General features: G+C 71.1%; 27 protein-coding genes. 11 read left to right on the top strand and 16 right to left on the bottom strand.

Annotated features, from left to right (window positions below; genetic code table 11):
• Window positions 1–295 precede the first annotated feature (295 nt).
• The 3 genes from ABZT49_RS13085 to ABZT49_RS13075 all read left to right on the top strand — a co-directional run bounded on the left by ABZT49_RS13085 (window position 296) and on the right by ABZT49_RS13075 (window position 3,413).
• Window positions 296–943, top strand: coding sequence for a LysE family translocator (locus tag ABZT49_RS13085; RefSeq protein ID WP_355286497.1), 648 nt, complete (start codon window positions 296–298; stop codon window positions 941–943).
• A gap of 24 nt (window positions 944–967) precedes the next feature.
• Window positions 968–1,858 (top strand): dihydrodipicolinate synthase family protein, encoded by an 891-nt coding sequence (locus tag ABZT49_RS13080; protein WP_355286496.1) that lies wholly within the window; start codon window positions 968–970, stop codon window positions 1,856–1,858.
• Window positions 1,859–2,054: 196 nt separating this feature from the next.
• The gene (locus ABZT49_RS13075; protein ID WP_355286495.1) at window positions 2,055–3,413 is read left to right on the top strand and encodes a pentapeptide repeat-containing protein; all 1,359 of its coding nucleotides are present in this window, start codon (window positions 2,055–2,057) and stop codon (window positions 3,411–3,413) included.
• A 6-nt stretch (window positions 3,414–3,419) separates the two neighbouring features.
• Here ABZT49_RS13075 and ABZT49_RS13070 read toward each other — a convergent pair whose 3' ends face one another.
• The 3 genes from ABZT49_RS13070 to ABZT49_RS13060 are packed head-to-tail and all read right to left on the bottom strand — an operon-like array spanning window position 3,420 to window position 6,141.
• The gene (locus ABZT49_RS13070; protein ID WP_355286494.1) at window positions 3,420–5,282 is read right to left on the bottom strand and encodes an HAD-IIIC family phosphatase; all 1,863 of its coding nucleotides are present in this window, start codon (window positions 5,280–5,282) and stop codon (window positions 3,420–3,422) included.
• Complete coding sequence (locus ABZT49_RS13065; RefSeq protein WP_355286493.1) at window positions 5,279–5,521, bottom strand: acyl carrier protein; 243 nt, start codon at window positions 5,519–5,521, stop codon at window positions 5,279–5,281. The genes ABZT49_RS13070 and ABZT49_RS13065 overlap by 4 nt, the downstream gene beginning before the upstream one ends.
• Window positions 5,518–6,141, bottom strand: coding sequence for a LysE family translocator (locus tag ABZT49_RS13060; RefSeq protein WP_355286492.1), 624 nt, complete (start codon window positions 6,139–6,141; stop codon window positions 5,518–5,520). The genes ABZT49_RS13065 and ABZT49_RS13060 overlap by 4 nt, the downstream gene beginning before the upstream one ends.
• A 199-nt stretch (window positions 6,142–6,340) precedes the next feature.
• Here ABZT49_RS13060 and ABZT49_RS13055 point away from each other — a divergent pair, with 199 nt between their 5' ends.
• The 5 genes from ABZT49_RS13055 to ABZT49_RS13035 all read left to right on the top strand — a co-directional run bounded on the left by ABZT49_RS13055 (window position 6,341) and on the right by ABZT49_RS13035 (window position 11,406).
• Window positions 6,341–8,698 (top strand): xanthine dehydrogenase family protein molybdopterin-binding subunit, encoded by a 2,358-nt coding sequence (locus ABZT49_RS13055; protein ID WP_355286491.1) that lies wholly within the window; start codon window positions 6,341–6,343, stop codon window positions 8,696–8,698.
• Window positions 8,695–9,006 (top strand): DUF2218 domain-containing protein, encoded by a 312-nt coding sequence (locus ABZT49_RS13050; protein WP_355286490.1) that lies wholly within the window; start codon window positions 8,695–8,697, stop codon window positions 9,004–9,006. Before ABZT49_RS13055 ends, ABZT49_RS13050 begins: the two co-directional genes overlap by 4 nt.
• A gap of 140 nt (window positions 9,007–9,146) precedes the next feature.
• The gene (locus ABZT49_RS13045; RefSeq protein WP_355286489.1) at window positions 9,147–9,542 is read left to right on the top strand and encodes a hypothetical protein; all 396 of its coding nucleotides are present in this window, start codon (window positions 9,147–9,149) and stop codon (window positions 9,540–9,542) included.
• Window positions 9,539–10,144, top strand: coding sequence for a hypothetical protein (locus ABZT49_RS13040; RefSeq protein ID WP_355286488.1), 606 nt, complete (start codon window positions 9,539–9,541; stop codon window positions 10,142–10,144). The genes ABZT49_RS13045 and ABZT49_RS13040 overlap by 4 nt, the downstream gene beginning before the upstream one ends.
• Before the next feature lie 17 nt (window positions 10,145–10,161).
• Window positions 10,162–11,406, top strand: coding sequence for an aminopeptidase (locus ABZT49_RS13035; RefSeq protein ID WP_355286487.1), 1,245 nt, complete (start codon window positions 10,162–10,164; stop codon window positions 11,404–11,406).
• A 3-nt stretch (window positions 11,407–11,409) separates the two neighbouring features.
• On the opposite strand, the gene ABZT49_RS13030 is transcribed toward ABZT49_RS13035, so the two are convergent.
• The 10 genes from ABZT49_RS13030 to ABZT49_RS12985 form a co-directional block, all read right to left on the bottom strand.
• Window positions 11,410–12,447, bottom strand: coding sequence for an NADP-dependent oxidoreductase (locus ABZT49_RS13030; protein ID WP_355286486.1), 1,038 nt, complete (start codon window positions 12,445–12,447; stop codon window positions 11,410–11,412).
• Between the two features lie 110 nt (window positions 12,448–12,557).
• Window positions 12,558–13,304 carry a DUF1223 domain-containing protein gene (locus tag ABZT49_RS13025; RefSeq protein WP_355286485.1) on the bottom strand — a complete coding sequence of 249 codons (747 nt, stop codon included), beginning with the start codon at window positions 13,302–13,304 and terminating at the stop codon, window positions 12,558–12,560.
• A gap of 42 nt (window positions 13,305–13,346) precedes the next feature.
• Window positions 13,347–14,345, bottom strand: a complete 999-nt coding sequence (locus tag ABZT49_RS13020) for a lipid A biosynthesis lauroyl acyltransferase (RefSeq protein ID WP_355286498.1) — start codon at window positions 14,343–14,345, stop codon at window positions 13,347–13,349.
• A gap of 154 nt (window positions 14,346–14,499) precedes the next feature.
• Complete coding sequence (locus tag ABZT49_RS13015) at window positions 14,500–15,522, bottom strand: zinc-binding dehydrogenase (protein WP_355286484.1); 1,023 nt, start codon at window positions 15,520–15,522, stop codon at window positions 14,500–14,502.
• A 234-nt stretch (window positions 15,523–15,756) separates the two neighbouring features.
• The gene (locus ABZT49_RS13010; RefSeq protein ID WP_355286483.1) at window positions 15,757–16,071 is read right to left on the bottom strand and encodes an SH3 domain-containing protein; all 315 of its coding nucleotides are present in this window, start codon (window positions 16,069–16,071) and stop codon (window positions 15,757–15,759) included.
• Window positions 16,072–16,082: 11 nt separating this feature from the next.
• A complete protein-coding gene (locus tag ABZT49_RS13005; protein WP_355286482.1) occupies window positions 16,083–16,850 on the bottom strand; it encodes an SDR family oxidoreductase in 768 nt (255 codons plus the stop codon).
• Window positions 16,847–18,130: a beta-ketoacyl-ACP synthase gene (locus ABZT49_RS13000; RefSeq protein WP_355286481.1), complete on the bottom strand. Its 1,284-nt coding sequence runs from the start codon at window positions 18,128–18,130 to the stop codon at window positions 16,847–16,849. Before ABZT49_RS13000 ends, ABZT49_RS13005 begins: the two co-directional genes overlap by 4 nt.
• Entirely contained in the window at window positions 18,127–19,266 is a 1,140-nt protein-coding gene (locus ABZT49_RS12995) for a beta-ketoacyl-ACP synthase (protein WP_355286480.1), read from the bottom strand. Before ABZT49_RS12995 ends, ABZT49_RS13000 begins: the two co-directional genes overlap by 4 nt.
• 3 nt (window positions 19,267–19,269) lie before the next feature.
• Entirely contained in the window at window positions 19,270–19,728 is a 459-nt protein-coding gene (locus tag ABZT49_RS12990; RefSeq protein ID WP_355286479.1) for a 3-hydroxyacyl-ACP dehydratase FabZ family protein, read from the bottom strand.
• Between the two features lie 24 nt (window positions 19,729–19,752).
• Window positions 19,753–20,040, bottom strand: coding sequence for an acyl carrier protein (locus ABZT49_RS12985; protein ID WP_048443797.1), 288 nt, complete (start codon window positions 20,038–20,040; stop codon window positions 19,753–19,755).
• 241 nt (window positions 20,041–20,281) lie between these two features.
• Between ABZT49_RS12985 and ABZT49_RS12980 the strand changes: the two genes are divergently transcribed.
• Genes ABZT49_RS12980 through ABZT49_RS12970 form a run of 3 tightly spaced genes read left to right on the top strand, consistent with a single transcriptional unit; the run spans window position 20,282 to window position 22,348 of the window.
• Window positions 20,282–21,406, top strand: coding sequence for an AI-2E family transporter (locus ABZT49_RS12980; protein ID WP_355286478.1), 1,125 nt, complete (start codon window positions 20,282–20,284; stop codon window positions 21,404–21,406).
• Window positions 21,407–21,437: 31 nt separating this feature from the next.
• Window positions 21,438–21,845: a hypothetical protein gene (locus ABZT49_RS12975; RefSeq protein WP_355286477.1), complete on the top strand. Its 408-nt coding sequence runs from the start codon at window positions 21,438–21,440 to the stop codon at window positions 21,843–21,845.
• A gap of 26 nt (window positions 21,846–21,871) precedes the next feature.
• On the top strand, window positions 21,872–22,348 hold the full coding sequence (locus ABZT49_RS12970; RefSeq protein ID WP_355286476.1) for a RidA family protein: 477 nt from the start codon (window positions 21,872–21,874) through the stop codon (window positions 22,346–22,348).
• 3 nt (window positions 22,349–22,351) lie between these two features.
• Here ABZT49_RS12970 and ABZT49_RS12965 read toward each other — a convergent pair whose 3' ends face one another.
• The 3 genes from ABZT49_RS12965 to ABZT49_RS12955 form a co-directional block, all read right to left on the bottom strand.
• Entirely contained in the window at window positions 22,352–22,762 is a 411-nt protein-coding gene (locus tag ABZT49_RS12965) for a response regulator (RefSeq protein WP_093566391.1), read from the bottom strand.
• Window positions 22,763–22,873: 111 nt separating this feature from the next.
• Window positions 22,874–23,764, bottom strand: coding sequence for a dienelactone hydrolase family protein (locus tag ABZT49_RS12960; protein WP_355286475.1), 891 nt, complete (start codon window positions 23,762–23,764; stop codon window positions 22,874–22,876).
• Between the two features lie 182 nt (window positions 23,765–23,946).
• Entirely contained in the window at window positions 23,947–24,714 is a 768-nt protein-coding gene (locus tag ABZT49_RS12955; protein ID WP_355286474.1) for a trna delta -isopentenylpyrophosphate transferase, read from the bottom strand.
• Between the last annotated feature and the right edge of the window lie 346 nt (window positions 24,715–25,060).

Here is a 25,060-nt window from a genome sequence, read left to right as displayed (position 1 = left end):
GGTGGAGCAGCCCGGTAGCTCGTCAGGCTCATAACCTGAAGGTCACAGGTTCAAATCCTGTCCCCGCAACCAAACCAACAAAGAACCCCGCGAGGCGTGAGCCTCGCGGGGTTCTTTGCGTTCGGATCCCTGCACGATGCGTCGGGAATGACTAGGCGGATGCCGGTCGCGAACTGGACCAGCGCGAACGCGCGGAACTGGCCGTAGGGGCCGGGCCAGTTCGCCGGTATGGGCTCCGCTTGCCCGACAAAAAAGGTGCCCACCGGGCGGCACCGCGATCCCGTCCGAGACATCCATGCCCGATCCGAACTCCCTCGCCCTCTTCGTCGCGGCGGCTCTCGTGCTCGCCGTCACGCCCGGCCCGGGGCTGTTCTACGTCGCGGCGCGAAGCCTCGCCGGGGGCCGGGCCGAAGGCGTGGCGTCCAGCCTCGGCACGGGGCTCGGCGGCATGGTCCACGTCGTGGCGGGCGCGCTCGGCGTCTCGGCCCTGGTACTCGCCAGCGCGGAATTGTTCGCGGCCCTGAAGCTCGTCGGGGCGGCCTACCTGGTCTGGATCGGCTACCGCACCCTGCGCGCGGCCCGCCGGGAGGGGCAGGCCGCAATACCCGCAGAGGCGTTGCCTGCCGGTGGATCCGGGCGCGCCTTCCGCGAAGGCGTGCTGGTCGAGGCCCTGAACCCCAAGACGGCCGCGTTCTTCCTGGCCTTCCTGCCGCAATTCGTCGACCCGTCCGCCGGTCCGGTCGCGCTGCAATTCGTGGTCCTGGGCTCGGTGTCGGTCGCCGTGAATACCCTGGCCGATCTTGCGGTCGCCGTCGCGGCCGGCCGCCTGCGCCGAGGGGCCGCGTCCCGCCCCGGGCTGGTCCGGCGCCTCCGCGAGGCCTCAGGCGCCGCGATGATCGCCCTCGGCCTCGGCCTCGCCCTGGCGCGGCGCCCCGCCGCCTGACTCCGACCTCGAAGGATCGATCCCATGCGCTTCACCGGCCTCTCCGCCTTTCCGATCACGCCCGCCGAACCCGACGGCCGCGTCGACCTCCCGGCCCTGCGTCGGCTCGTTGCCCGCCTATGCGAGGCCGGCGTCGACTCGGTCGGTCTCCTCGGCAGCACCGGCTCCTACCCCTATCTCACGCGCGAGGAGCGTCGCCGGGCCCTCGATGCGGCGCTCGACGAGGCGGGGGGACGGGTGCCGGTGATGGTCGGCGTCGGTGCTTTGCGGACCGACGAGGCCGTGCGGCTGGCGCAGGACGCAAGGGCGGCGGGCGCCGCGGCCGGACTGCTGGCGGCGGTCTCCTACACGCCGCTCACCGACGACGAGGTGTTCGAGCATTTTTCGGCGGTGGCGCGGGAGAGCGGATTGTCGCTCTGCCTCTACGACAATCCCTCGACCACGCATTTCCGGTTCGGCCCGGAGCTGATCGGCCGCGTGAGCCGGCTCCCCGGCATCGTCGCGGTGAAGAGCCCAGGCCAGGAGCCACAGGCGGTGGCCGGGCACCTGGCGGGGCTGCGGGCCGTCGTCCCGCACGACGTCTCCCTCGGCTATAGCGGCGACTGGACCACCACCGAGACGCTCATCGCCGGCGCGGATGCCTGGTACAGCGTCGTCGCCGGATTGTTTCCGCAAGTCGCCCTCGACATCGTCCGCGCCGTGCAGCGGGGCGACGCGGCGGAGGCCCGGCGACTCGACGCCCGGCTCGCGCCCCTCTGGGCCCTGTTCCGGGAGTATTCGAGCCTGCGGGTGATGTTCGTCTGTGCCGATCTCCTCGATCTGTGCCACGCCGCGCCGCCGCGGCCGATCCTGCCGCTCGGCGAGGAGGCGCGGCAGCGGGTGGCCGAGGTGATCCGGGCGCTCGATCTCCGGTAGGTTGGGGACGCGCAGCTCCGCCTCTATGTCGAAAGGAGCGGCCCTGCGTCGGAAGGCGCCGCCAACGCGGATGGCCCGGCCGTTGCTTTCCCCAACGGCCCGTGGCTGATACCGGCGGGATCGGCCCCTTCCCGAAGGAATACGCGTGCGCCATGGCATCGACAGGCTCGCCCCACGCGACCGGCGGGTCTGAGCGGTGAATACCCGCCCGCAAGCCCCGCTCGATCCGCGCGTCGGCGCGCTCCTCGCCGAGATCGCGGCGGGGAACGGCGCGGCCCTGCACCGGGACGGCCGGCCCCTCGACCTGCGCGCCGCGGATCTGAGCCGCCGGCACCTCGCGCCGATCGCCGGCGAGGCCGCGTGGTGGGATGCGGACCGCCAGGGCCTGAACCTCGCCGGGGCCCAAATTCCCGGCAGCGATCTGGAGCAGGCCGACCTCACCGGTGCCACCCTGAAGCGCGCCCGGCTTAACGGGGCGCTGGCCCGCTCGGCGGATTTTTCGGGAGCGCTGATCGAGGAGGCGGATTTCGGCAAGGCCGACCTCAGCGGCGCCCGCTTCACCGGCGTGGCGGGCGGACAGGCCGACTTCACCGAGGCGATGCTGGAGGATGCGAGCTTCCGGGACGGCTCCTTACGCTTCGCCCGGCTGCCGCGCAGCCTGCTCGACGGCGCGGATTTCTCCGGCGCCGACCTGTGGGGCGCCGACTTCACCGGGGCGGATGCCGACTACACCCGGTTTCGCGGCGCGCGCCTCGACGAGGTGAATCTCTCCGACACCAACCTGACCCACGCCGATTTCGAGGGCGCGAGCCTGACCAAGGCGCGGCTCGTCGGCTCGCGCCTGCGCAGCGCCAAGCTGACCGGCGCCAAGCTCGACGGGGCGGATCTCTCGGGCGCGGATTTGTCGGCCGCGACGCTGGTGCGGCTCGACCTCTCCTCCTGCGGCTTACGTCACGCGCGCTTCGCCGGCGCCTGGCTCAACGGCACGCGGTTTCGCGCCGCGCAGATCGGCGAGGCGGTGGGCGAGGAGGTCGCCGGCGAGTACGAGGCGGCCAAGGCCAGCTACCTGGCGCTGGAGCAGAATTTCGAGAGCATCGGCAGCCGCGACGAGGCCGGCTGGGCCTATCGCCGGCGCCGGCGCATGGGCCGGCTGCATGCCGGGGCGCTGTTCCGGGCCGCCTGGCGGGAGCGCGAGCGCAAGGGCCTCCTGCGCCACGGCTATCGCTGGGTCGCCGACCGCTTCGTCGAGTGGCTGTGCGATTACGGCGAGAGCCTGTCGCGGCTGTTTCGCGCCTTCGCGGTGCTGATCGTGGTGTTCGCGGGACTGTTCGGCCTGACCGGCGGCCTGATCCCGGAGGGCAGCGCCGCGCCGACCTACAACGCCCTCGACCTCCTGAGCTACAGCGCCCTCAACATGATGACGGCGAACCCGCCGGAGATCGGCATCAAGCCGGTCGGACGGGTCACCAACCTGCTCGTCGGGGTGCAGGGCGGGACCGGCATCGTGCTGATGGGGCTATTCGGCTTCGTGCTGGGGAACCGGCTGCGGCGGTGATCCCGCTCAACCCGGCGCGACCACCATCGGCAGGTCCGCGGGCGGTGCGTAACCCGCGAGATCGAGCGCCCACCGTCCCTCCCCGTCCGGCTCAGGCCTGAAGCCGAGGCGCGGGTAGAGATCCGCCACCATCCCGTTGCGCCCGCTCGGGCGGTAGAGCCCGACGAGACGCCGGGCGCCCCGGCGCGCGGCCTCCGCCGCAAGGATGGCGAGAATCCCCTCCTCCACCCGCCGCCCGATGACGCGGCAGCTCATCAGCCAGGTCTCGACGACGAGGTCGTCGCCGGCGAACCGCCCGATCACGACGGCGATCACGCCGTTGTCGCCGAGCCGGTCGGTCAGGCGACATTGCAGCGTGAGGGCGGCGGGATCCTCGATCAGCGCAGTGGCCTCGGCCTCGCGCAGGCGCCGGGTGGTGAGGTTGAACTGGTTGGTCTTGTTGACGAGCTGGACGATGCGCGGGAGCCCGATCGAATCGAACGGGCGCCAGACGAGCCGCATGCCGAGCCCTGCCAGGGTCGCGGCGAGATCGGGGCCGTCCGGGGCCGGGCGAAGGCGGTCCGGCGCGTAAGCCTTCGTACGCTGGCGATCCTCGTCGGTCAGGGTCGCAGCCTCGAAGTAGCCCGCATCCGCGAGGCAGCGGGCGACGAGCGCCGGCTCGTCGGGCACCTCCGGCACCGCCACCATCGGCAGGTGCGCGCGCACCAGGGCGCGCTCGAACGGGTTGTCGTCGACGAAGACGAGGGCGTCGAGGCCGAGGCGGAGATCCTGCGCGATGCGCCGGAGATTCGTCGCCTTGTCGTCCCAGTTCGCCACGAAGGCGGCGAAGTCGGAGAGCCGCAGGAGCATGTCGGGATGCTCGGCGAAGGGGCGTCGAGCCGCCTCGGGATCGTTCTTCGAGCAGATGGCCAGCACGATGCCGCGCCGCGACAGATCGCGGGCGTAAGCCTGGAGCGCGAGGAAGGATTCGCCGAGCGCAGAGCCCTGTCCGACCACGATCCCGTCGAGCCCGTCCTCGCCGACCGTCCCGCCCCAGAGCGTGTCGTCGAGGTCGAGCACCAGGGCCTTGGCCGAACGGCCGAGCCGGGACCCGACCAGCCGGGCGACGAGGTCGCCGTAGAGCGGCCCGGCGGCCGGCGTCACCGCCTGGCGGGCCCGCAGCCACAGGGCCGGATCGTGCCAGGCATCGAGGCCGTGGCGCGATACGGCATCGTCGAGGGCGAGGAGGTCGACACCCTCCTCCGCCGCCGCGTCCCGCAAGGCGGCGTTGAGGCGGGCGGTGCGGGCGGCGAGCGAGCCCGGCATCCGGTGCTCGTTCGCGCCCATCAGGGGGAGTGCCGTCGGCAGCAGCGTCTGCTGGATCACCGTGCAGCCATGCGCGGCCTTCGCCCGCGCCCAGAGGGCGCGCAGCCTGTCGAGCGCACCGGCGATGCCGGCCGCGTCCGGCCCGGCAGAGGGATCGCTCGGCCCCAGGAGCTCCGCCGCGTCGAGGGCGAGGAGCACGACGTCGGGCCGGGCGTCCCGCAGCGCGTCGCCGTCGATCTCTCGCTGGTACTGCCCGTAGGCGCCCTCCCACACGATGAGCCGGAGGTCGCGGCGCAACGCCCCGATCCGGATTCCGGCCGCGAGGTGCGACAGCGTCGAGGAGCCGAGAAGCGCGAGCCTTACGGCCGGGCCGGCCGGAGATTCTTCGGGCAAGCGCCGCTGCACGATCCGGTCGAGCCGGTTGGTCCGTGCCGGGTCGAGGCGGGTGCGCGACAGCGCCACGAGCGCGTCCCAGGCCTGCCGGTCGGGCAGCGCCTCCGCCGCGGCGAGGCTTGCGGCGAAATCCTGCGGCGGCGCGGGCAGCCAGGACAGGTCGGCCGTCACGCCTGAACCTTGCGGGCGACGAGCGCCGCGAGATCGCCGACGCGTGAGAGGCCGTCGACCTCCCGGGTCGTGAGCTTGATGCGAAAGCGCGCCTCGACCGCGATGACGAGCTCGATCATCCGGGTCGAGTCCCAGCCCTCCACGTCCTCCGCGGTCAGGTCCGGCGTGAGCGGGACCGGCTCGCCGAAGACTTCCTCGAAGAGCGGGGCGAGGGCCGCCAGCGCGGCTCCTTCCGTCACGGCGTGAGCCGCGCGGTGAGGATCTTCAGGCTCGCGCTGGCGAACAGAACGGCGAAGACGCCGTCGAACCAGCGCCGCAGGCGCCGATACCCTTCAGCGAGGCGCCGGTTGGAGAAAGCCCAGGCGTAGCCGGTGAAGATCAGCGTGCTCTGCAGGCCGACCGCCGCGATCACCAGGACCAGTTCGGCGTGGGAGGTCTCCGCCGAGAGGCCGAGCGTGTAGAGCGAGCCAAAGAACAGGATCGCCTTCGGGTTGGTCAGGTGCAGGGCGAGTCCCTTGATGTAGTTCCGCGAGACCGAGGCCCGGCTCGGGGGCGCCTCCGGCTGTCCCTGGATCGCGCTGCGGGCGGATTTGAGTGCGAGCAGCATCAGGTAGGCGCCGCCGGCGTAGCGCAGGAACTCGAGGGCCCAGGCGCTCGAGGCCATCACCGCCGCGAGCCCGAGCGCTGCGGCGATCGACCACATCAGCGACCCGGTCACGACGCCGAGCGCCAGGGTCAGCCCGGCGCGGCGCCCGGCCTGCATCGCCGTGTCGGCGATCGCCAGGGTCGCGGGGCCTGGACTGGCGGTGGAGACGAAGGCCGCCGCGAGGATCAGCGGCAGGTTGATCGAGAGGGACATCGGGCCGGCCTGTCGGTGATGCGCCGCGAGGGGCGGCGGCGGCGGGAAGGTGCCGTGGTCAACCGCTCTTCCGCAAGGGCGGTGTCACGCCGCCCGTGCGAGCCGTGCCCTGCGCGCCGGGGTGGGCTGCCAGCCCGCGTCTTGCATGACGGCGCCAAGTTGCTAGCTCACGCTGATAATAATTCCGGAGAGCCCCGGCATGAACGCCCGTCCCGACGCCCGCGACTTCGCCACTCCGCAGAAATTCGGCATCGGGCAGCCGGTGCAGCGGGCGGAGGACCCGGTGCTGGTGCGGGGCGAGGGTCGCTATACCGACGACCTCGCCCTCGACGGTCAGGCCTACGGCGTGTTCGTGAGGAGCCCGATCGCCCACGGCCACCTGCGGGGGGTCGACGCCGAGGCGGCGCTCGCCATGCCGGGCGTGCTCGCGGTGATTACCGCCGCCGACCTCGACGGCTACGGCACGATCGGCAACGCTTTGCCGTTCAAGAACCAGGACGGCACGCCGATGCGCAAGCCGGCCCACCCGTCCCTCAGCCTCGACCGCGTGCGCTACGTCGGCGAGCCGGTTGCGCTCGTGGTGGCCGAGACCCTGGCCGAGGCCCGCGACGCCGCGGAGGCCGTGGCGCTCGACATCGAGGACCTGCCCGTCGTGACGACGCCCGACGAGGCGGCTGCCGAGGGCGCCCCCCTCCTCCACGACGACGCGCCCGGCAACCTCGCCCTCGATTTCCGCACCGGCGACCAGGCGGCGACCGAGGCGGCGTTCGCCAAGGCGGCTCATGTCACCTCCCTCGACCTCCTCAACAACCGCCTCGTCATCAACCCGATGGAGCCGCGCTCGGCGATCGGCGTCTACGAGCCGCAAGATGGGCGCTTCACCCTGCATGTCGGCTCGCAGGGCGTGTTCGGCCTGCGCAACAACCTCGCCGACGGCGTCCTGAAGCAGCCGCGCGACAAGGTGCGGGTGCTCACCGGCAATGTCGGCGGCTCCTTCGGCATGAAGGCGCCGGTCTATCCGGAATACCTGCCGCTGCTCGAGGCCGCCAAGCGCCTCGGCCGGCCGGTGAAGTGGACCGACCTGCGCTCAGAGAGCTTCCTGTCCGACCATCACGGCCGCGACGTCGCGGTGTCAGCCGATCTCGCCCTCGACGCGGAGGGCAACTTCCTCGCCTTCCGGGTCAAGGGCCGCGCCAATATGGGCGGCTACCTCAACCCGCTGGCGCCGCTGTTCCAGACCGTGAACATCGCCCGCAACATGGTCGGCGTGTACCGCACCCCCGTCTTCGACGTGGAGGTCGCCTGCCTGTTCACCAACACCACGCCGATCGGCGCCTACCGGGGCGCCGGGCGGCCCGAGGGCAACTACTTCATCGAGCGCCTGATCGACACCGCGGCCGCCGAGATGAACCTCGACCGGGTCGAGTTGCGGCGCCGCAACCACATCCGCCCGGCGGACATGCCCTACAAGGCCCCGTCCGGCCTCACCTATGACTCGGGCGACTTCCCGGCGGTGCTCGACCGGGCGCTCGCCGCCGCCGACTGGGACGGGTTCGCGGCCCGTCGCGCCGAGAGCGAGGCGACCGGCAAGCTCCGGGGCATCGGCATCGGCGACTATCTCGAGATCACGGCGCCGCCGCAGAACGAGATGGGCGGCATCCGCTTCGAGGCCGACGGGACGGTGACGATCGTCACCGGCACCCTCGATTACGGCCAGGGGCACCTGACGCCCTTCGCCCAGGTGCTGCACGACCGCCTCGGCATCCCCGTCGACCGGATCCGGCTGCTCCAGGGCGACAGCGACCAGCTCATCGCCGGCGGCGGCACCGGCGGCTCGAAGTCGCTGATGGCGAGCGGCACAGCGCTCGTCGAGGCCGGCGACCTCGTGATCGCCAAGGGCCGCGAGGCCGCGGCCTCCGTGCTCGAGGCCGGCCCCGCCGATATCGAGTTCCGCGAGGGCCGCTTCACCATCGCGGGCACCGACCGGGGCATCGGTCTCCTTGACCTCGCCGCCAAGGTGCGGGCCGGCCTGCCCGACCCGGCGGTGCCCAGGAGCCTCGACGTCGCCCACACCCACAAGGAATCGCCCTCGGCCTTCCCGAACGGCTGCCACGTCGCGGAGGTCGAGGTCGACCCCGAGACCGGCGTGGCCACCGTGGTGCGCTACACCACCGTCAACGATTTCGGGACCCTGGTGAACCCGATGCTGGTCGAGGGCCAGCTCCATGGTGGCGTGGTCCAGGGCATCGGCCAGGCGCTCATGGAGCGCACGGCCTATGACGAGCAGGGCCAGCTCGTGACCGGCTCGTTCATGGATTACTGCCTGCCGCGCGCCTCCGACGCCCCGTTCATGGGCTTCGAGAGCCACGCCGTGCCCGCCACCACCAACCCGCTCGGGGTCAAGGGCTGCGGCGAGGCGGGCTGCGCCGGCTCGCTGCCCTCGGTGATGAACGCCCTCGTCGATGCCCTGCGCCCGCGCGGCATCCGCCACATCAACATGCCGGCGACGCCGCAGGCGATCTGGTCGGCGCTGCAGGATGCGGGGAACGCCGCATGAGCGAGCCCGTCACCCTGGCAGCGCAGGCCCGCGTCGATACGGAGAGCGGGAGCCGCTACCTGACCCAGCTGTGCAAGCATTGGAGCCACAAGTTTCCCGAGACGACCTTCTCGCCGGAGCGCGGCGTGGTGCCGTTCGGGGAAGGCCGCCGCTTCACGGCCGAGGCCGACCCGGAAGGCCTGACCCTGCGGGTCGAGGCGCCGGATCTCGAGGCGCTGACCCGGATGCAGGGCGTGGTGGCCGAGCACCTCGCCCGCTTCGCGTTCCGGGAGGATCTCGGCGGGATCGCCTGGACGCGGGTGGGGTGAGCGCAAGATCGCGGCCTGGCGCTAAAAGCGTCCTTCCGTAGCGACAATGCCTCACGTAGGATCCTTCTCGGCTGTCGGGGGGTGGGTCGTTGCACGATGGCGGTTCGGTTGATTCGGTGGGCGACGGTCACCCGGGCCGAGTGGCATCCGCCACTCCACCACAACCGCCGACCGCCAACAGCCGGGATCCGACCTCGGCCGGAGACGGTTCAGCACTGGCTGCGATCGATCGGCACATCGCCGTTGCCAGTCCGAAAGAAGCTCTTGCCTGGACGCAGATCCGCGACACCATCTTGCTGCAGGATGAAGCAGCTAAGGATCGCGATCATATCAGGAGGGTCGAGCTCTTGGGAATCTACGCCAAGCTTGGGCTATCCGGAGCCGCGATCGGATCAGGCGTAGCCTTAGCGTTCGGCGGGTTTGGCTTGCCTGCGTTCCTCTGCCTTGGTGCAGGATTGTACGGCCTAGCCCCAGATTTCATCAAGGTAGTTACGAATCGCATTGCCGGCGACAGAAGCAAGGGCAAGCTTCGATGACCAGGGACAGGGATATCCTTTTAATCGGGCTGGCACTCGGCGGCGGCGCGGGCGCCCTGCTCTATATTGCTGTCGGATCGTCGTTGCAGAATGAGGTGCGGCAAGCGTTTATGCTTATAGTCGGGCTGTTGATTATGGCGGCGTTATCCGCCTTTTCAACGTATCTTGCTTCAACGCCATTTCTTCACGCGACGGCAATTCCAGCCAATTCTGCAATTTCCTTTGACTTAAATCGATCATCGCCAGCACAGATCAACAAAAATCTCACTACGCAAAATGGATCGGATCTAGATGCCATCATCAACGAGATGCATGATCAGATGCGCCTGCTCTCTCTGCAAATCGGCGCGAAGGAGAAGACAGATCAATTATCGTTTGTTGCTCTTGCGACTAATTTAAGATATCACGGAATTATAGACGATAATCTTTTCCAAAGTTTGATATTTTTTAGGAACACATATCGCGGATTTGAATATTCGCTACATGCAGATAAAGGATTTATCGATGTGACGGTCGACATTGGAGAAGGTCTGTTGCACCAGTTGCGGGACCTCAATACAGCGAATGAATTCGCACGAGCGCAAACAAGGCGCAGTTCCTGAGAAAAGGGTACTCCCCCATGACGAACACCCCCGACTTCGACGCCCGCCTCGACCGGCTCGCCGAGGTCGCCGTGAGGGTCGGGCTCGGGCTCCGGCCCGGGCAGGAACTGGTGATGACGGCGCCCCTCGACGCGCTGCCGCTCGCCCGCCGCATCACCGCACAGGCCTACAAGGCCGGCGCGTCGGTGGTGACGACCCTGCTCGCCGACGACCAGGCGACGCTCGCGCGCTTCGAGCACGGCCACGACGACGCCTTCGACAAGGCGGCCGGCTGGCTCTACGAGGGCATGGCGAACGCCTATCGCGGCGGCGCGGCGCGCCTCGCCATCGCGGGCGACGATCCCTCGCTGCTCGCCGGCCAGGATCCGGACAAGGTGGCGCGCGCCAACCGCGCCCGGTCCAAGGCCTACATGCCGGCGCTCGAGCAGATCGCCAACTTCGCCACCAACTGGACCATCGTCTCGGCGGCGACGCCGGCCTGGGCCCGCACCGTGTTCCCGGAACTGCCCGAGACCGAGGCGGTCGCCCGGCTGTGGGACGCGATCTTCGCCGCCTCGCGGGTCGACGGGCCGGACCCGGTCGGCGCCTGGGAGGCGCATAACCGGCGCCTGCGCGACCGCACCGACACTCTCAACGCGCGCCGCTACGCCGCCCTGCACTTCCGCGGCCCCGGCACCGACCTGACTGTGGGGCTGGCCGACGAGCACGAATGGTGCGGCGGCGCCGCCACGGCGAAGAACGGCATCACCTGCAACGCCAACATCCCGACCGAGGAGGTCTTCACCACCCCGCACAGGATGCGGGTGCAGGGCCATGTCAGCGCGACGAAGCCCCTCTCCTACCAGGGCACCCTGATCGACGGGATCGCGGTGCGCTTCGAGGAGGGCCGCATCGTCGAGTCGCGGGCCCGCACCGGGGCCGACGTGCTGGCGAAGGTGATCGACACCGACGAGGGCGCGCGCCGCCTCGGCGAGGTCGCGCTGGTACCGGCCTCCTCGCCGATCTCGGCCTCGGGGCTCCTGTTCTGCAACACCCTCTACGACGAGAACGCCGCGAGCCACATCGCGCTCGGCCAGGCCTACAGCAAGTGCTTCCTCGACGGCGGAGCCGGCTTGAGCGAGCAGGATCTGGCGGCGCGGGGCGCCAATCGCAGCCTGATCCACATCGACTGGATGATCGGCTCGGCCAAGGTCGACGTCGACGGGGTGACGGCGGAGGGCCGGTCCGAGCCGCTGATGCGGCGGGGCGAGTGGGTGGATTGACCCTCACCCGACGAAGACGAGCTTCTTGCCGCGGTTCTCGCCACGATAGAGCGCGGCGATCGCCCCGGGGGCTGCCTCGATGCCCGCGGAGACGTCCTCGTCGAGGCTGATGCGCCCTTCGGCGTGCCAGCCCGCCAGCGCGGCCACCGCCTCCTCGAACCGGGCCTTGTAGTCGAGCACCACGAAGCCGCTCCAGACGAGGCGCCGGGTCAGGATCTCGCGCTCGACCCGAGGACCGGTGGGCGTCTCGGTCCAGCTCGCGACGGAGGCGGTGCCGCACTGGACGATCCGCCCGCCAACCGCCATCCGGCGTAAGGCGGCGTCGAGGATCGGCCCGCCGACATTGTCGAAATAGACGTTCACCCCGTCCGGCGCCTCGCGCGCCAGCGCGGCGGTCCAGTCGTCGGTGCGGTAGTTGTAGGCGGCGGCATAGCCGAACGCCTCCCGGCAGCGGGCGACCTTGGCGTCGTCGCCGGTGAGCCCGATCGGGCGGCTACCGAGGTTGCGGGCGATCTGGCCGACGAGCGAGCCGACGGCGCCGGCCGCCGTCGAGACCAGCACCGTTTCGCCCGGCTGCGGCCGGCCGAGCGCGATCAACCCGAGATAGGCGGTGAGCCCGTTGAGGCCGAGCAAGCCCGCATGGGCCGAGAGCGGCACCGCCTCGCGGCAGCGCCGGAAGATCGCCGAGGCCGGCACGGCAGCGTAATCCTGCCAGCCGAACCACCCGTACAGGAATTCACCTTCGGCGACGTCGGGGCTGTTCGACCGCACCACGACCCCGACCGCCAATGCCCGCATCGGCCCGCCGAGGGGCACGGGCTGCGAGTAATTGGCCTCGGCGCTGGCCCAGCCGCGCTGCGCCGGATCGACCGAGAGGTAGAGGTTGCGCACCAGGATTTCGCCCGGACCCGGCTCGGGCACCGGAACGGCGTCGAGGCTGAAATCCTCAGGCTGCGGGATCCCGGTCGGCCGGCGGGCGAGCAGCACCCGGCGGTTGCGCTCGGGCAGGGTGTAGGCGGGGATGTCGGTCGGACCGGTCACGCGCGTCTCCTCATGGCGGCGCGTTCTCTCGGCGCCGCTCTCGTCCCATTCACGACCTCAGGATGAAGCGATGGACGGGATTCCCGTGTCTGTCATCGTCGCGCAGGCTCTCACAAGCCCGGCCCCTTGGCGGCCCCCAGGATCCGCCCCGGCCCGTTATTCTCGGCCTGGAGCACCACGACGTAGGAATCGGCGTCGGCCGCCGCCAGCGCGGTGCGGGGCACCTCGTAATGGGCCGGCGCGCCGCGCCAGGAACCGACATGGTGCATGCCCCGCACCACGTTGCGGTAGGTGACGGTGCGCCCGCGATTCTCGCCGCGCCCGATCGCGACCTCGCGGGCGCGGGTGACCGGCAGCAGCCACACTTCCGCACTGCGGCCGGGCTCGCGGGCCGGACCGACATCGATCACGATGCGGTCGGGGGCGGCCTCGCTGCGGACCGGCACCGGCAGGCTCGCGGCGGTGCCGGGATCGCGGATGCTGCGCTCCAGGGCCGCCCGGTCGGAGCCGACCACCGTCGCGGCGCCGTTCACCACCGCCTGCGGGGTGAACACCTGCCGGTCGCCGCGCATGCCCGCATAGGCGCGCTGGCGGGCGGTGAACGAGGTGCTGGCGAGCGTGTCCTTCCAGCCGAGATAGTCCCAGTAGGTCACCGGCAGGGTGAGGGCGATCACGCCGGGGTCGCGCGCCAATTCGCTCACCAGCCGGTCCGCCGGCGGGCAGGCCGAGCAGCCCTGGCTCGTGAACAGCTCGACCACCGCCCGCGGGGCCGCGTCCTCGGCGCGCGCCGGGCCGAGGAGGCCGAGGCAGGCCGGGATCAGGCCGGCGAGCAGGCGGTGGGGGGCGACACGCATCATGCCGTCCATCAACACCCGGGCGGCGGGCGGAGAGAAGTCACGTTAGCTTGAGGCTTGAGAGTGAGGGGCTTGGGACTGGGAGACGGGAGGGGCCGGCGCCGCAGCGCTCGCCCGGGGCAGCATCGCCGGGCGCCAGCGCCGGTGCATCCACAGCCATTGCTCGGGATGCTCGCGCACCCAGCCCGCGATCACGTCGGTCATCGCCTGCATGGCGCCCTGCACGTCGACCGCGCCGCTCGCGTCCCGCGGCAGGGTCAGCGCCGAGGTCAGTTCCAGGCGGAACCGGTCCCCGGACAGCCGGACCACCCGCACCCCGTGGACCGGGCAGTCGTAGTGCCGGGCGAGCTTGGCCAGGAGCGGGTTGACCAGAGCCGGGGAGCCCAGGAAATCCACCACCACACCGCGGGTGAAGTGCTGATCGACCAGCATGCCGAGATGGCCGCCGCGCTCGATCACGCCTTGCATCTTGAAGGCGGCGCCGGGCCCGGCCGCCGTCAGGCCGCCCATCGTGGCGCGGCGCACCTCCTGCACCAGCTGCGCCGCCGCCGGGCTGTTCGGCGGGCGAAACACCGCGCTCGCCTCCAAGCCGAAGCGGGCGGCGCAGATCGCCGGCAGTTCCCAGTTGCCGAGATGGGCCGAGAAGATCAGCCCCGGCTTGCCGTCGTCGCGGAGGGCGAAGAACTGCTCGATGCCCTCGACCTCGATCCGCCCCGGCTCTGTTGCGTCCGGGTCGTAGTCGAAGATCTCGGCGAGGTGGGCGTACTCGGCCCCGGTGCGGCCGAGATTGTCCCAGGAACCGAGGGCAATGGCGGCGATCGCGGCCTCGCTCTTCTCGGGAAAGGACTGGCGCAAATTCTTGAGCGCGGTGCGGTGCGAGGGCAGCCGCGGCCCGACCGCCCGGGCGATCGCCGCCCCGGCGGCGGCGGCGCGGGCGGGGCCGAGCCGGCGGGCGAGCGCGAAGAGGGCGCGGATCACGAAGACCATCGGCAGGCCGGCGAGGCGGGACAGGGCGCGGTAGAGCCTCAGCTTCAGGCGCAGCACGATGATCTCACGAAGCAATCCGGTCAGGAGAACGGCCAAAGGCGGGCGATCGCGCAGGATCATCACGCCCTGCACGCCGCCTCTTCTCCCGCCCGACCGGTTTGCGCAAGGGCGCGCGGGTGATCTCCGCACGCTTCTTGGGCGACCGTGGCCTTCAGAGCGTGACGAGGATCTTCCCGAACACCTTGCGCGACTCAAGCCGCTCCAGCCCCTGCGCGAAATCGGCGAGCGGCAGCACGGTGTCGATCACCGGATTCATCCCGTCCGCCATCTTGGCGAGCGCGTCGCGAATGTTGGCGATGCGGCAGCCGAACGAGCCGGTGATGCGGTATTGCTGCTGGAACAGCTGCATCAGGTTCATGGTGGTGGAAACGCCCGACGTCGACCCGCAGGTGACGAGGCGCCCGCCGCGCTTCAGGCAGAGCAGCGAGCCGTTCCAGGTCTCCGGCCCGACATGCTCGAAGACGACATCGACGCCCTTGCGCTTCGTCGCCTTGCGCACCTCGCCCTCGAAGCGCTGGTTACGGTAGTTGATGACGTGGTCGGCGCCTAAGCCCTTCGCCTTCTCGCCCTTGGCGTCGTCGCCGACGGTGGTGAACACCGTGCAGCCGATCGCCTTCGCCATCTTGATCGCGGTCGTGCCGATGCCCGACCCACCGGCATGGACCAGGATCGTCTCGCCGGGTTCGAGCTTGGCATTGTCGAACAGCATGTGCTGCACCGTGCCGAAGGCGATCGGCGCGCAGGCGGCGTCGGTGAAGCTCACGGTGTCCGGCACCCGCGTGACGAGGCGCGCCGGCAGGTTGACGAGTTCGCGGGCGAAGCCGTCGACGTGGAAGCCGAGCACGCCGCCGACATCCTCGCACAGGTTGTCGCGGCCCTCGCGGCAGGCGCGGCATTGGCCGCAGGTCAGCGCGCCGTAGGGCGCGACCTTGTCGCCGACGCTCAGGCCCTCGACGCCCTCGCCGAGCGCCGCGACCTCGCCGGCGGCCTCGGCCCCGACGGTGAGCGGCAGCTTGCGCTTGGCGAAGGCCATGCCGCGAAAGCCCCACACGTCGATGAAGTTGAGGCCGACGGCGCGGACCCGGATCTGCACCTCGCCGGGGCCGGGGGCGTCCGGGTCGGGGACCTCGGTCAGGCGCAGGTCGCGGTCGCCGAAGAGCTGGAGGGCTTTCATCAGGGTCCTTCGTCAGACGAGCGCCTTCCCCTCCCCCTTGTGGGGAGGGGCCAGGGGTGGGGGTGGTGCCGCGTGGAGCGAGAGATTTCTCCGGCACCATCACCTCCATCTCCTCCCCACAGGGGGGAGAAGAGGCGCACTGCATTTAAACGGAAGAACACACGGGAGAGGAGATCCCGCGCCTTCGTGTTGGCCGGGACTTAAACCGACGACCGCCCCGCGGCAACGCAGCCATCACTCCGGCGTCAGATACCGCCGCCGCGCCCACCCGACGATCGGCCCGAGCTTCACCCGGCACCAGGTCAGGCCGCTCGGGGTGTCGTTGGTGCAGCCGAAGCCGCGCAGACGGCCCCGGGACGGGGCCTGGCCGAGCGCCGGCGAATCGGCGTCCGGGGCCTCGCGGATGCTGAGCGTGTCGCCGGGCGGCAGCCCCTCGACCCGAAAGAAGTCCAGCCGGCCAAAATCCTGCGCCGTCGCGCAGGCCGGGCCGAGGAGGAAGGCCGCCGCCGCGATAGCGCGCAAGTGTGCGGGCAAGAAGGGGTGCCGCATGGTCCGTTTCGTCAGCTGCGGTGGATGCCCATCATCGCGGTGAGCCCGCCATCGACCGGCAGCACCGCACCGGTGATGTAGCCCGCCCCCGGGCTCAGCAGGAATGCGACGAGATCGGCCACTTCCGCCGGTGCGGCGAAGCGCCCGGCCGGGATCTGCTTCTCCATCCCGGCGCGGTGGGCGGCGTAGGGTGCCATCATGTCGGTGTCGATGAAACCGGGCGCCACCACGTTCACGGTGACGCCGCGGCGCGCCGACTCGATCGCGAGCGTCCGGCAATAGGCGATCAGCGCGCCCTTGCTCGCCGCGTAGGCCGCGTTGCCCGGATTGGCCCGGAGCGCGGCCACCGAGCCGATCGCCACGATGCGCCCGGCACGCGCCCGGGTCATCGGCCGCACCAGCGCCTTGGCGAGGCGCGTCAGCGACCAGAAATTGACCTGCATCGCGCCTTCCGCGCGATCCTGGTCGAGCACGGCAGCCAGGCTGTCGCAGGGCTGGCCGGCATTGTGGACGAGGCCGAAGATCGCCTCGCCCTCCATCACGGCGCAGAAATCGTCGAGGGCCGCCTTGTCCGACAGGTCGAGCGGGTGGGGCCGCATCCGCTGCGCGGGGTGGAGCGCGGTGAGCTCCAGCGCCAGCGCCTCGGCCGCGTCCTTCGAGCCGCGATAGGTGAAGTCGACGTCGTGGCCGGAGGCCGCGAGCGCCCGGACGATCTCGGCCCCAAGGCCCCGCCCGCCCCCGGTGACGAGGACGCGCCGGTTGTGGATCGACGTACTCATACGGGCTCCGCCCCGAACACCAGGCAGGTATTCTGCCCGCCGAAGCCGAAGGAGTTCGACAGCACCGTCGTCACCGGCACGTCCCGCGCGGTGGTGACCACGTCGAGGGGGATCGCCGGATCGGGAACGGCGTAGTTCAGGGTCGGGGGCACCCGGCCGTGGGCGATGGTGAGGAGCGAGAACGCCGCCTCGACCGCGCCGGCGGCGGTCAGCGTGTGGCCGATCATCGACTTGTTGGAGGAGATCGGCACCGAGCGCATGCGCTCGCCGAACACCGCGAGGCAGCCCGCCGCCTCCATCTTGTCGTTCTCCGGCGTGCCGGTGCCGTGGGCGTTCACCGTGTCGATCCGGTCGGGATGCAGGCCGGCATCTTCGAGGGCCGCGCGGATCGCCGCGACGACCGGCGCGCCGTCGGGGCTCGAGCGGGTGCGATGGAAGCCGTCGCCCTTCTCGCCGCAGCCGAGGACGTAGCCGAGGATGCGGGCGCCGCGGGCCCGCGCCCGGGCGGCGTCCTCCAGCACCAGGGCGGCGGCGCCCTCGCCCATCACGAAGCCGTCGCGGTTCTTGGCGAAGGGCTTCGAGGCCGCCTCCGGCGGGTCGTTCTGGGTCGAGAGGGCGGAGAGCAGCGAGAACCGGATCAGCGATTCCGGGTTCACCGATCCGTCGGTGCCGATGCAGAGCGCCGCCTCGACCTCGCCGCGCCGGATCGCCTCGACGCCGAGCTGGATCGCGGTCGCGCCCGACGAGCAGGCGGTCGAGAGCGAGATCGGCGAGCCCCTGGTGCCGAAGCGGTCGGCGATCCGGTCGGCGACAGTGCCGAAGATGAACAGGTCGTGCCACTCGTCGAAGCGACGGCTACCGGCGGCCCGCAGGAGGTCGGCATAGGTGACGTCGCCGGTCGTGCCCGCGGCTTCGGCGAGCGCCTGGCGCTGCGGCCACTCGATCTCGACCGGCGGCACCGCCATGAACAGCGCGCCCGGGAAGTCGCCCGAAATTCCGGCAGAAAAATTAGCTTGTGCCACCGCCTCGTCGGCGGCCGCCTCAGCGAAGCGCTGGGAGAGCATCGGCGCCACCATCGGGTCGGCGGCGATGAAATCGACCGTGCCGGCGATGCGGGTGCGCAGGCCCTCGGTGGGAAAACGGGTGATGGTGTGGATGCCGGAGCGCCCCGCGGTCAGGGCGGCCCAGTTGTCGGCGGTGCCCTGGCCCAGCGAGGTCACTACGCCGATGCCGGTGACCACCACCAGCGGGCGGCCCATCGCGTCGCGGTCGCGGCTCATGCAGTCTCCCCCGTGCTGGTGAGGCGCAGCACACCCTCGCCCCGGCGATGGCCGACCGCCGTGACGGCGACCTCGCGCGCCTCGCCCCCCGCCACCAGGGCGGCGGCGATGGCCGCGCCGAAGGGCGCGGCGGCCTCCAGCGTGTGGCCGGTGAGGTCGCCGAGCGCCCGGACCGGCGCCCCCGGCGCGAGGTCCTTCAGCGCGGCCTGCTCTTCTTCCGTGATGCCGGCGCAGCCGGTGGCGGCCGAGATCACGGCGTCCGGTGCGGACAGGCCGGCCTGGCCCCAGAGACCCGCCAGGCTCTCACTGATGCTGCCGTCGCGGCGCTTCGTGCGGTCGCTCGCCACCGCGTCGAGCCGGGCGAGCGCCCGGGCGCCGCGGCTTCTCGCGTGCTCCTCAGCCTCCAGCACCAGGAAGGCGGCACCGGAGCCGAGGATGAAGCCGGGCGCGTCGCTGCGCGCGAAGACCGGGCGGTAATCGGGCTTACGGAGAAAACCGCCCATCTCGTGGATCAGCAGCACGTCGGCCCGCTCGGCATTGTACGAGCCGCCCACCAGCACGATGTCGAGCTGGCCCGCCGCGATGCGGCTCTGCGCGATGCGCAGAGCATCCACGCCGCTCGACTCCTCGCCCATGAAGGTGCGCGAGGCGCCCGTGACCCCGTGCACGATGGCGATGTTGCCGGCGAGCAGGTTCGAGAGCTGGGCGAGGAACAGCGTCGGCCGCAGGTCGTTCTGCAGGCGCTCGTTGAGGTAGGGGCCGGGATCGGCCGCATGGCGCAAACCGGTGAGGATCTGGCCGTCGACCGCGTAGTCGCGCTCGCCGCCGCCCGCCGCCACGACGAGATGCATGGCGCTCTTCAGCGCCGCATCCGCCTTGGCGCCGGCGGAATCGAGGGCGAGGCCGGCGGCGTAGACGCCGAGGCGCTGCCACGGCTCCATCTGCCTCTGGTCGGATTTTTTCGGGATCTGCCCGTCGAGGGTCAGGGGCGCGACCGGGTGCACCGGGTAGGGGGCGAAGGTCTCGGCGTCGGTGCGCGGCGCGCCTCCGGCTCGGTAGGCCGCGAGATGCGCCTCGACGCCCTCGCCGGCGCAGGACACGAGCCCCAGGCCCGTGACGACGACTGGTCGTGTCACGACTTAAACTCCGTCGAGGAGGCCGATGCGGGCGGCGCGCTCGCGCATCGGCGCGTCGAGCCCGTCCGGGAACGGCATGGTCTTGAACCGCAATTCGGCGTTGCAGAGCGGCTTGCCCTCGGCCCGGATCGCCGCCTTGGTCACGGCATATCCTGAGCCGTCATGCTCCAGGCTCGCCTCGACCTCCAGCACGGCCCCGGGGCCGACGAAGGAGCGGAAGCGCGCCTTGTCGACGCCCATCAGGAACGGCATGTGGCTGAACGAGGACCGGGCGAGCAGCAGGTAGCCGGAGGCCTGCGCCATCGTCTCGGTGAGGAGCACGCCCGGCACCAGTGGGTGGCCGGGGAAATGCCCCTCGAAGACCGGGCTCTCCATCGGAACCGTGGCCAGAGCCGCGAGGCACCCGCCCTCGCGGTCGAGGCTCACGACCCGGTCGATCATGTCGAAATATTCGAGGCGCATCCCCGCGACCGCCTTAAAGCCGGATCAGACCTTGGCGGCCTTCTCGGCTACCAGGCCGTCGATGCGCTCGCAGAGGTTCTTCAGCACGAAGTACTGCTCGGCCGGCACCTTGCCCTCGTTGACTTCCTGGGTCCACTGCTCGAGGGGCAGCTTGATGCCGAAGGTCTTGTCGATCTCGAACGCGATGTCGAGGAAGGCCAGGCTGTCGATGCCGAGATCGTCGATGGCGTGGCTCTCCGGCGTGATCTTCTCGCGCGGGATGTCGGCGACGTCGGCGATGATGGTGGCGACGCGGTCGAAAGTGTCGGACATGGACGTGCAGCCGTCTTCCTGCTGAGGTCTGGCTCGAACGACGCGACCTTCGGGCACCGCCCGCGCCCCGGCCACGAAACCACCGACCCGAAAAAAGAGTCCGCCGGGTCGCACCCGGCTGAGGGGCCCGCATACACGAGGGGGGCCGGGCCGGCAACCGCGCGGCGTTTCCGTGAGCGCGCCCTGCCCTAGGTCAGGTGAAATGACGCGTCCGCAGAGCAGCGGCGAGGATTAATCCGGCATGGAACACGTGAAGCCCCCGACCGGCCCCGGCCCCGGTCTCGCCGCCCCGGCGCCCACCGCGACCGGGACCTCCGCCTTCGCGCGCGCGGCCCTTGTCATCGCGCTGGGTGCCCTCGGGATCTGGGTGCTGCATCCGTTCCTGCCGGCGCTCGTCTGGGCGGTGATCCTGTCGATCGCCCTGTGGCCGCTGCGCGAGCGGCTTGTGCGGATCAAGAGGCCCGGCAAGCACAACATCCTGTGGCCGGCCGTCCTCACGCTCGCGGTGGCCCTGGTGATCTTGGTTCCGCTGATCGTCGTCGCCATCCAGGCGGCGCGGGAGGCGCACGACGCGGTGGCGTTCTGGCGCCAGATCGAGGAGCAGGGCTGGCCGGTGCCGGATTTCGTCGCCCGCCTGCCCTTCGGCGCTGCCCAGGTCACGGCCTGGTGGCAGGAGAACCTGAGCCACCCGCAGGGCTCGTCGGAGGTGCTGAAGCGCGTCGACCAGTCGATCAACCACTCGTCGCTCGTCGGGTTCGGCCGCACCTTCGGCAGCCAGATCGTCCACCGGGCGATGCTGTTCGGCTTCACCCTGCTGACCCTGTTCTTCCTCTTCCGCGACGGGCCGGCGCTCGCCGCGCAAGGTCTCTCGGCGGCCCGGCGCCTGTTCGGCCCGCGCGGCGAGCGAGTGGCGCGCCAGATGGCGGCTTCGGTCCACGGCACCGTCGACGGGCTGGTGCTGGTCGGCCTCGGCGAGGGCTTCCTGCTCGGCGTGGTCTACTTCTTCGCCGGCGTGCCGCATCCGGTGCTGCTCGGCGCCTTCACGGCGCTCGCCGCGATGATCCCGTTCGGGGCGCCCGTGGCCTTCGGCCTCGCGGCCCTCCTCGCCGCCGCGCAAGGGAGCGTCACGGCGGCGATCGTCGTGGCGGTCGCCGGCCTCGTCGTCACCTTCGTGGCCGACCACTTCGTGCGCCCGGTGCTGATCGGCGGTGCCACCCGCCTGCCCTTCCTGTGGGTGCTGCTCGGCATCCTCGGCGGGGTCGAGAGCTTCGGGCTGCTCGGCCTTTTCCTGGGGCCGGCGGTGATGGCGGCCTTGGTGCTGCTGTGGCGCGAGTATACGGCGGGCGACGACCAGCCCGTGGCCTGATTCGCTACTCCCAAAGGACGGCCCTTTCCCGATGAGATTCGTGCTCGCTGCGACCCTGCTCGCCGGCTTCCTCGCCTGTCCCGCCGCGGCGCAGTGGGACGACGGCTACGGCTCACGCGACGCGGACGGCCCGCGCTTTCTCGCCGACGACGATGACGGCCCGCGCGACCGCGACCGGCGGGAATTCGGCAGCCGCGATCCGGACGAGATCATGCCCCGGCGCCGCGACCGGGACAGGGATGACGGCCGCCGCCGCGACTGGGACGACCGCGACCGCCGGGACGCGGATCGCCGGTGGGACGACCGCGCCCGGGCGGACCGCTACGACCGCTACGATCGCTACGGCCCCCCGCCCTACGGGCCGGGTCTCGCACCGCCAGCCGCCCCCGGCGGCGTCTTCGTCGTCCCGCCGCCGATCCCCGGCGCGCGCAACTACTGATCCGCGAAGAACCCCGAGACCTGTCGATGACCCAAGCCCCCACCCTGCGCGGCGAGCCCGCCCGCCGCCTCGCCGCCCTCGGCCTCGCCCTGCCGCGCGTCCCCGCGCCCCGCGGCGCCTTCCTGCCGTTCTCGCGCATCGGCACGACGCTGTGGCTCGCCGGTCAGATCTGCGAGTGGGAGGGCGAGGTGCGCTTCACAGGCCCGGTGACCGACATCGCGACGGGTCAGGAAGCGGCGCGGATCTGCGCGCTGAACCTGCTCGCATCCTTGAGCCTCGCCCTCGACGGTGACCTCGACCGGGTGGTGCGCTGCCATCGCCTCGGCGGTTTCGTGCAGGTGGAACAAGGCTGGCCCGACGTGCCGAAGGCGGTCAACGGCGCCTCGGACCTGATGGCGGAGCTGTTCGGCGAGGCCGGGCACCACGCACGCACGGCGATCGGCGTCGCCAGCCTGCCGGCCAATGCCAGCGTCGAGGTCGACGGGATCTTCGAGGTCAGGTGACGCTCAGTGCGCGTCGCCGCCGGTGTGGTAGCCGGCGGCCTGCTCGACCAGGGTCAGGATGTCGAGGGCGCGCCAGGGCTTGGGGATGAAGGTGGCCGACATCCGCAGGTCGCTCGGCTGGTCGCCGGCATCGCCGGAGGTGAGCAGCACGTGGACCCGCGGCCAGGTGACGCCGATGATGCGCGCCAGCTCGAACCCGCCGATCTGGCCCGGGGTGCGCACGTCCGAGAAGACGACGTTCACCTCGTCGCCGCGCTCGCGCAGGATGGCGAGCGCCTTCTCGGCGGTCTCGGCCTCGATGACGCGGAAGCCCGTTTCCTCCAGCAGCGTGGCCGCGAGGAAACGCTCCTCCGGTTCGTCCTCGACGACCAGGATCACGGGCTGGGTCTTCGCGGCGGCGCTGGACTCGGTCATGTGCAGGGAACGAGCTTGCGGCCCACTGGTTGCATAGCTCCTGGGACCCTGCGCGCATCCTTTCCGAGGTGTTGCGGCAATGCAAGAGCGAGCCGAGCGCCGGACCGCGAATCAGGCGACGCCGTGGTCGCGGAACCACGCCAGCATCCGCCCCCAGCCCTCCTCCGCTGGCCCCTTGCGGTAGCTCGGGCGATAATCGGCGTGGAAGCCGTGCGGCGCGTCCGGGAAGATCACGATGTCGACGGTCTTGCCCGCTTCCTTCGCGGCGTCCCGCGCCTTCTCGACGTCGGCGACCGGGATGCCGGTATCGGCGGCGCCGTAGAGGCCGAGGATCGGCGCGCGGATGTCCGGGATCACGTCGGCGGCGGTCTTGGGCTGGATGCCGGTGCGGTTGCCGCCGAAATTGCCGTACCAGGCGACGCCGGCCTTCAGGTTGGCGCTGTGGGCGGCATAGAGCCACACCGTGCGCCCGCCGCGGCACCAGCCGGTGATGCCGAGTTTGCCCGCGTCGCCCTTGGCCTCGGCGGCGGCCCAGGCGGCGGTGGCGTCGAGGTCGCCCATCACCTGCGCGTCTGGGGTCTTCGAGACCACCTCGCGGACGATCTGCTGCACGTCGGTCATCTTCGAGACGTCGCCCTGGCGGGCGAAGAGCTCCGGCGCCACCGCGGTGTAGCCGGCCTTGGCGAGGCGCCGGCAGATGTCCTTGATGTAGTCGTGGACCCCAAAAATCTCCTCGACCACCAGCACGATCGGGAACGGGCCGGCTCCATCAGGCATCGCCCGGTAGGCCGGCATCGGCCCGTCGCCGACCGGGATCCGCACCTCGCCGGCGACGATGCCGGCCTCGTCGGTGTGGATGGCCTGCGCCTCGACCCGGGTGGTGGCGAGCGTCAGCCCGGTCATCAGGCTCGTCATCACGAAGCCGCGCCGGGAGAACGGCGGGATCACCAGACCGTCGAGCTGCTCGAGGTCGTTCGTCCGCGCGTCGTCGCTCGTCGCCATCCGGTATCCTCCCGTCCCAGGCGCCCGTTCGCGCCGGCGCGCGATCTTGCGTGCGGGAGCCGCCAGGGCAAGCGCGAACGCGGGCCGTCCACGGTCACGATCCGGTCAGGTGCGGGATGGGCAAACAGAAAGGGCCGCCCGCGCGAGCGGGGGGCCCTTGTCGGATTGCACCGGTCCGGCGATCACGCCACCGCGGCCTTGCGCGGCTTGGCGTTGCTGCGGGCCGGCCAACCGAGGGCGACGAGCCGGGCCTTGGCGTGCTCGCGCACCTCGTCGCGCACGCCCGGCGGCATCGCGGCGAGCGCCGCTTGCGTCTCGGGCGCGAGCATCAGGTCGGTCACCGCGTTGATCGACTGGGCCTGGTCGATGCGGGCGGTCAGGTCCGCCTCCGACGAACCGGCCTCGGCCCGGCCCGTTTCCTCGCCGGCGCGGAGGTCGGCGTCGTTCGCGGCCCCGCTCTCCCGGTCGCTCTCCTCCGTCTCCTGCGGCTCGCGCACCGGCTCGGGCCGGCGCGACTGGTTCGCCGCCACCAAGTCGGGCCGGCTCGCCTTGAACTCGTCGGCCTCGTCCTCGGAATAGAGCAGGCCGTGCAGGCCGGCGAGCTTGAGGATCACCCGGTCCTTGGCCCGCTTCTCCGCCATGGCGAAGACGTAGGCCGCCTGCTTGCCGGAGACGCGGTAGTTCACGCCGATCAAGGCCTCGCCGATCGACCACTCCGTGCGGTCGCCGTTCGGGCCCGGCATGTGCCCGGTCACCAGGATCACCGCCTCGTCCCGCTCGGCCCGCACGATCACCGGGGCGTCGAAGCGGATGCGGGCCTGCACGGCGATCCGCTCCAGGGCCTTGTGGTAGATCACGGCGGTGCCCTGCACGCGCCAGACGTTGCCAGCCAGCGGCTCGCCGTAGGTGGCGAGGATGTCCGCGATCTGCTTGTCCGTGGTTGCGCTCATCTCGATCGATCTCACCTGCTGACAGCGGCTCCGGACGGGCGGGGGAATCGGCCGGTTCCACATTTGTTCTCTACCATGGCATATGGTGATGCGCGAGTGTTTTCGCGATGCTGATGGCAGAAGAAACGCTGCCGGCGGATGATGTTTTGTCGCGCCCTGGCGCGGCTGCGTCGCCCATCGCAGACGTTCCCCCAGCCGGAACGGCCGCGCTGTCACGGCAACGATTGTAGCGGCGTTGCCCAGGGCGGCTATGTTCGCTAAATGTTCCTAAAGCGTCACGCCCCTAGAACTTCGGCAGGACGGCGGATCGGCGCCGGTCCCGGCCCCCGGAGCCCCGCATGAGCAC

Source organism: Methylobacterium sp. EM32 (genome assembly GCF_040593685.1).
Lineage (GTDB): Bacteria > Pseudomonadota > Alphaproteobacteria > Rhizobiales > Beijerinckiaceae > Methylobacterium.
This window is presented reverse-complemented; position numbering and strand designations above follow the sequence as displayed.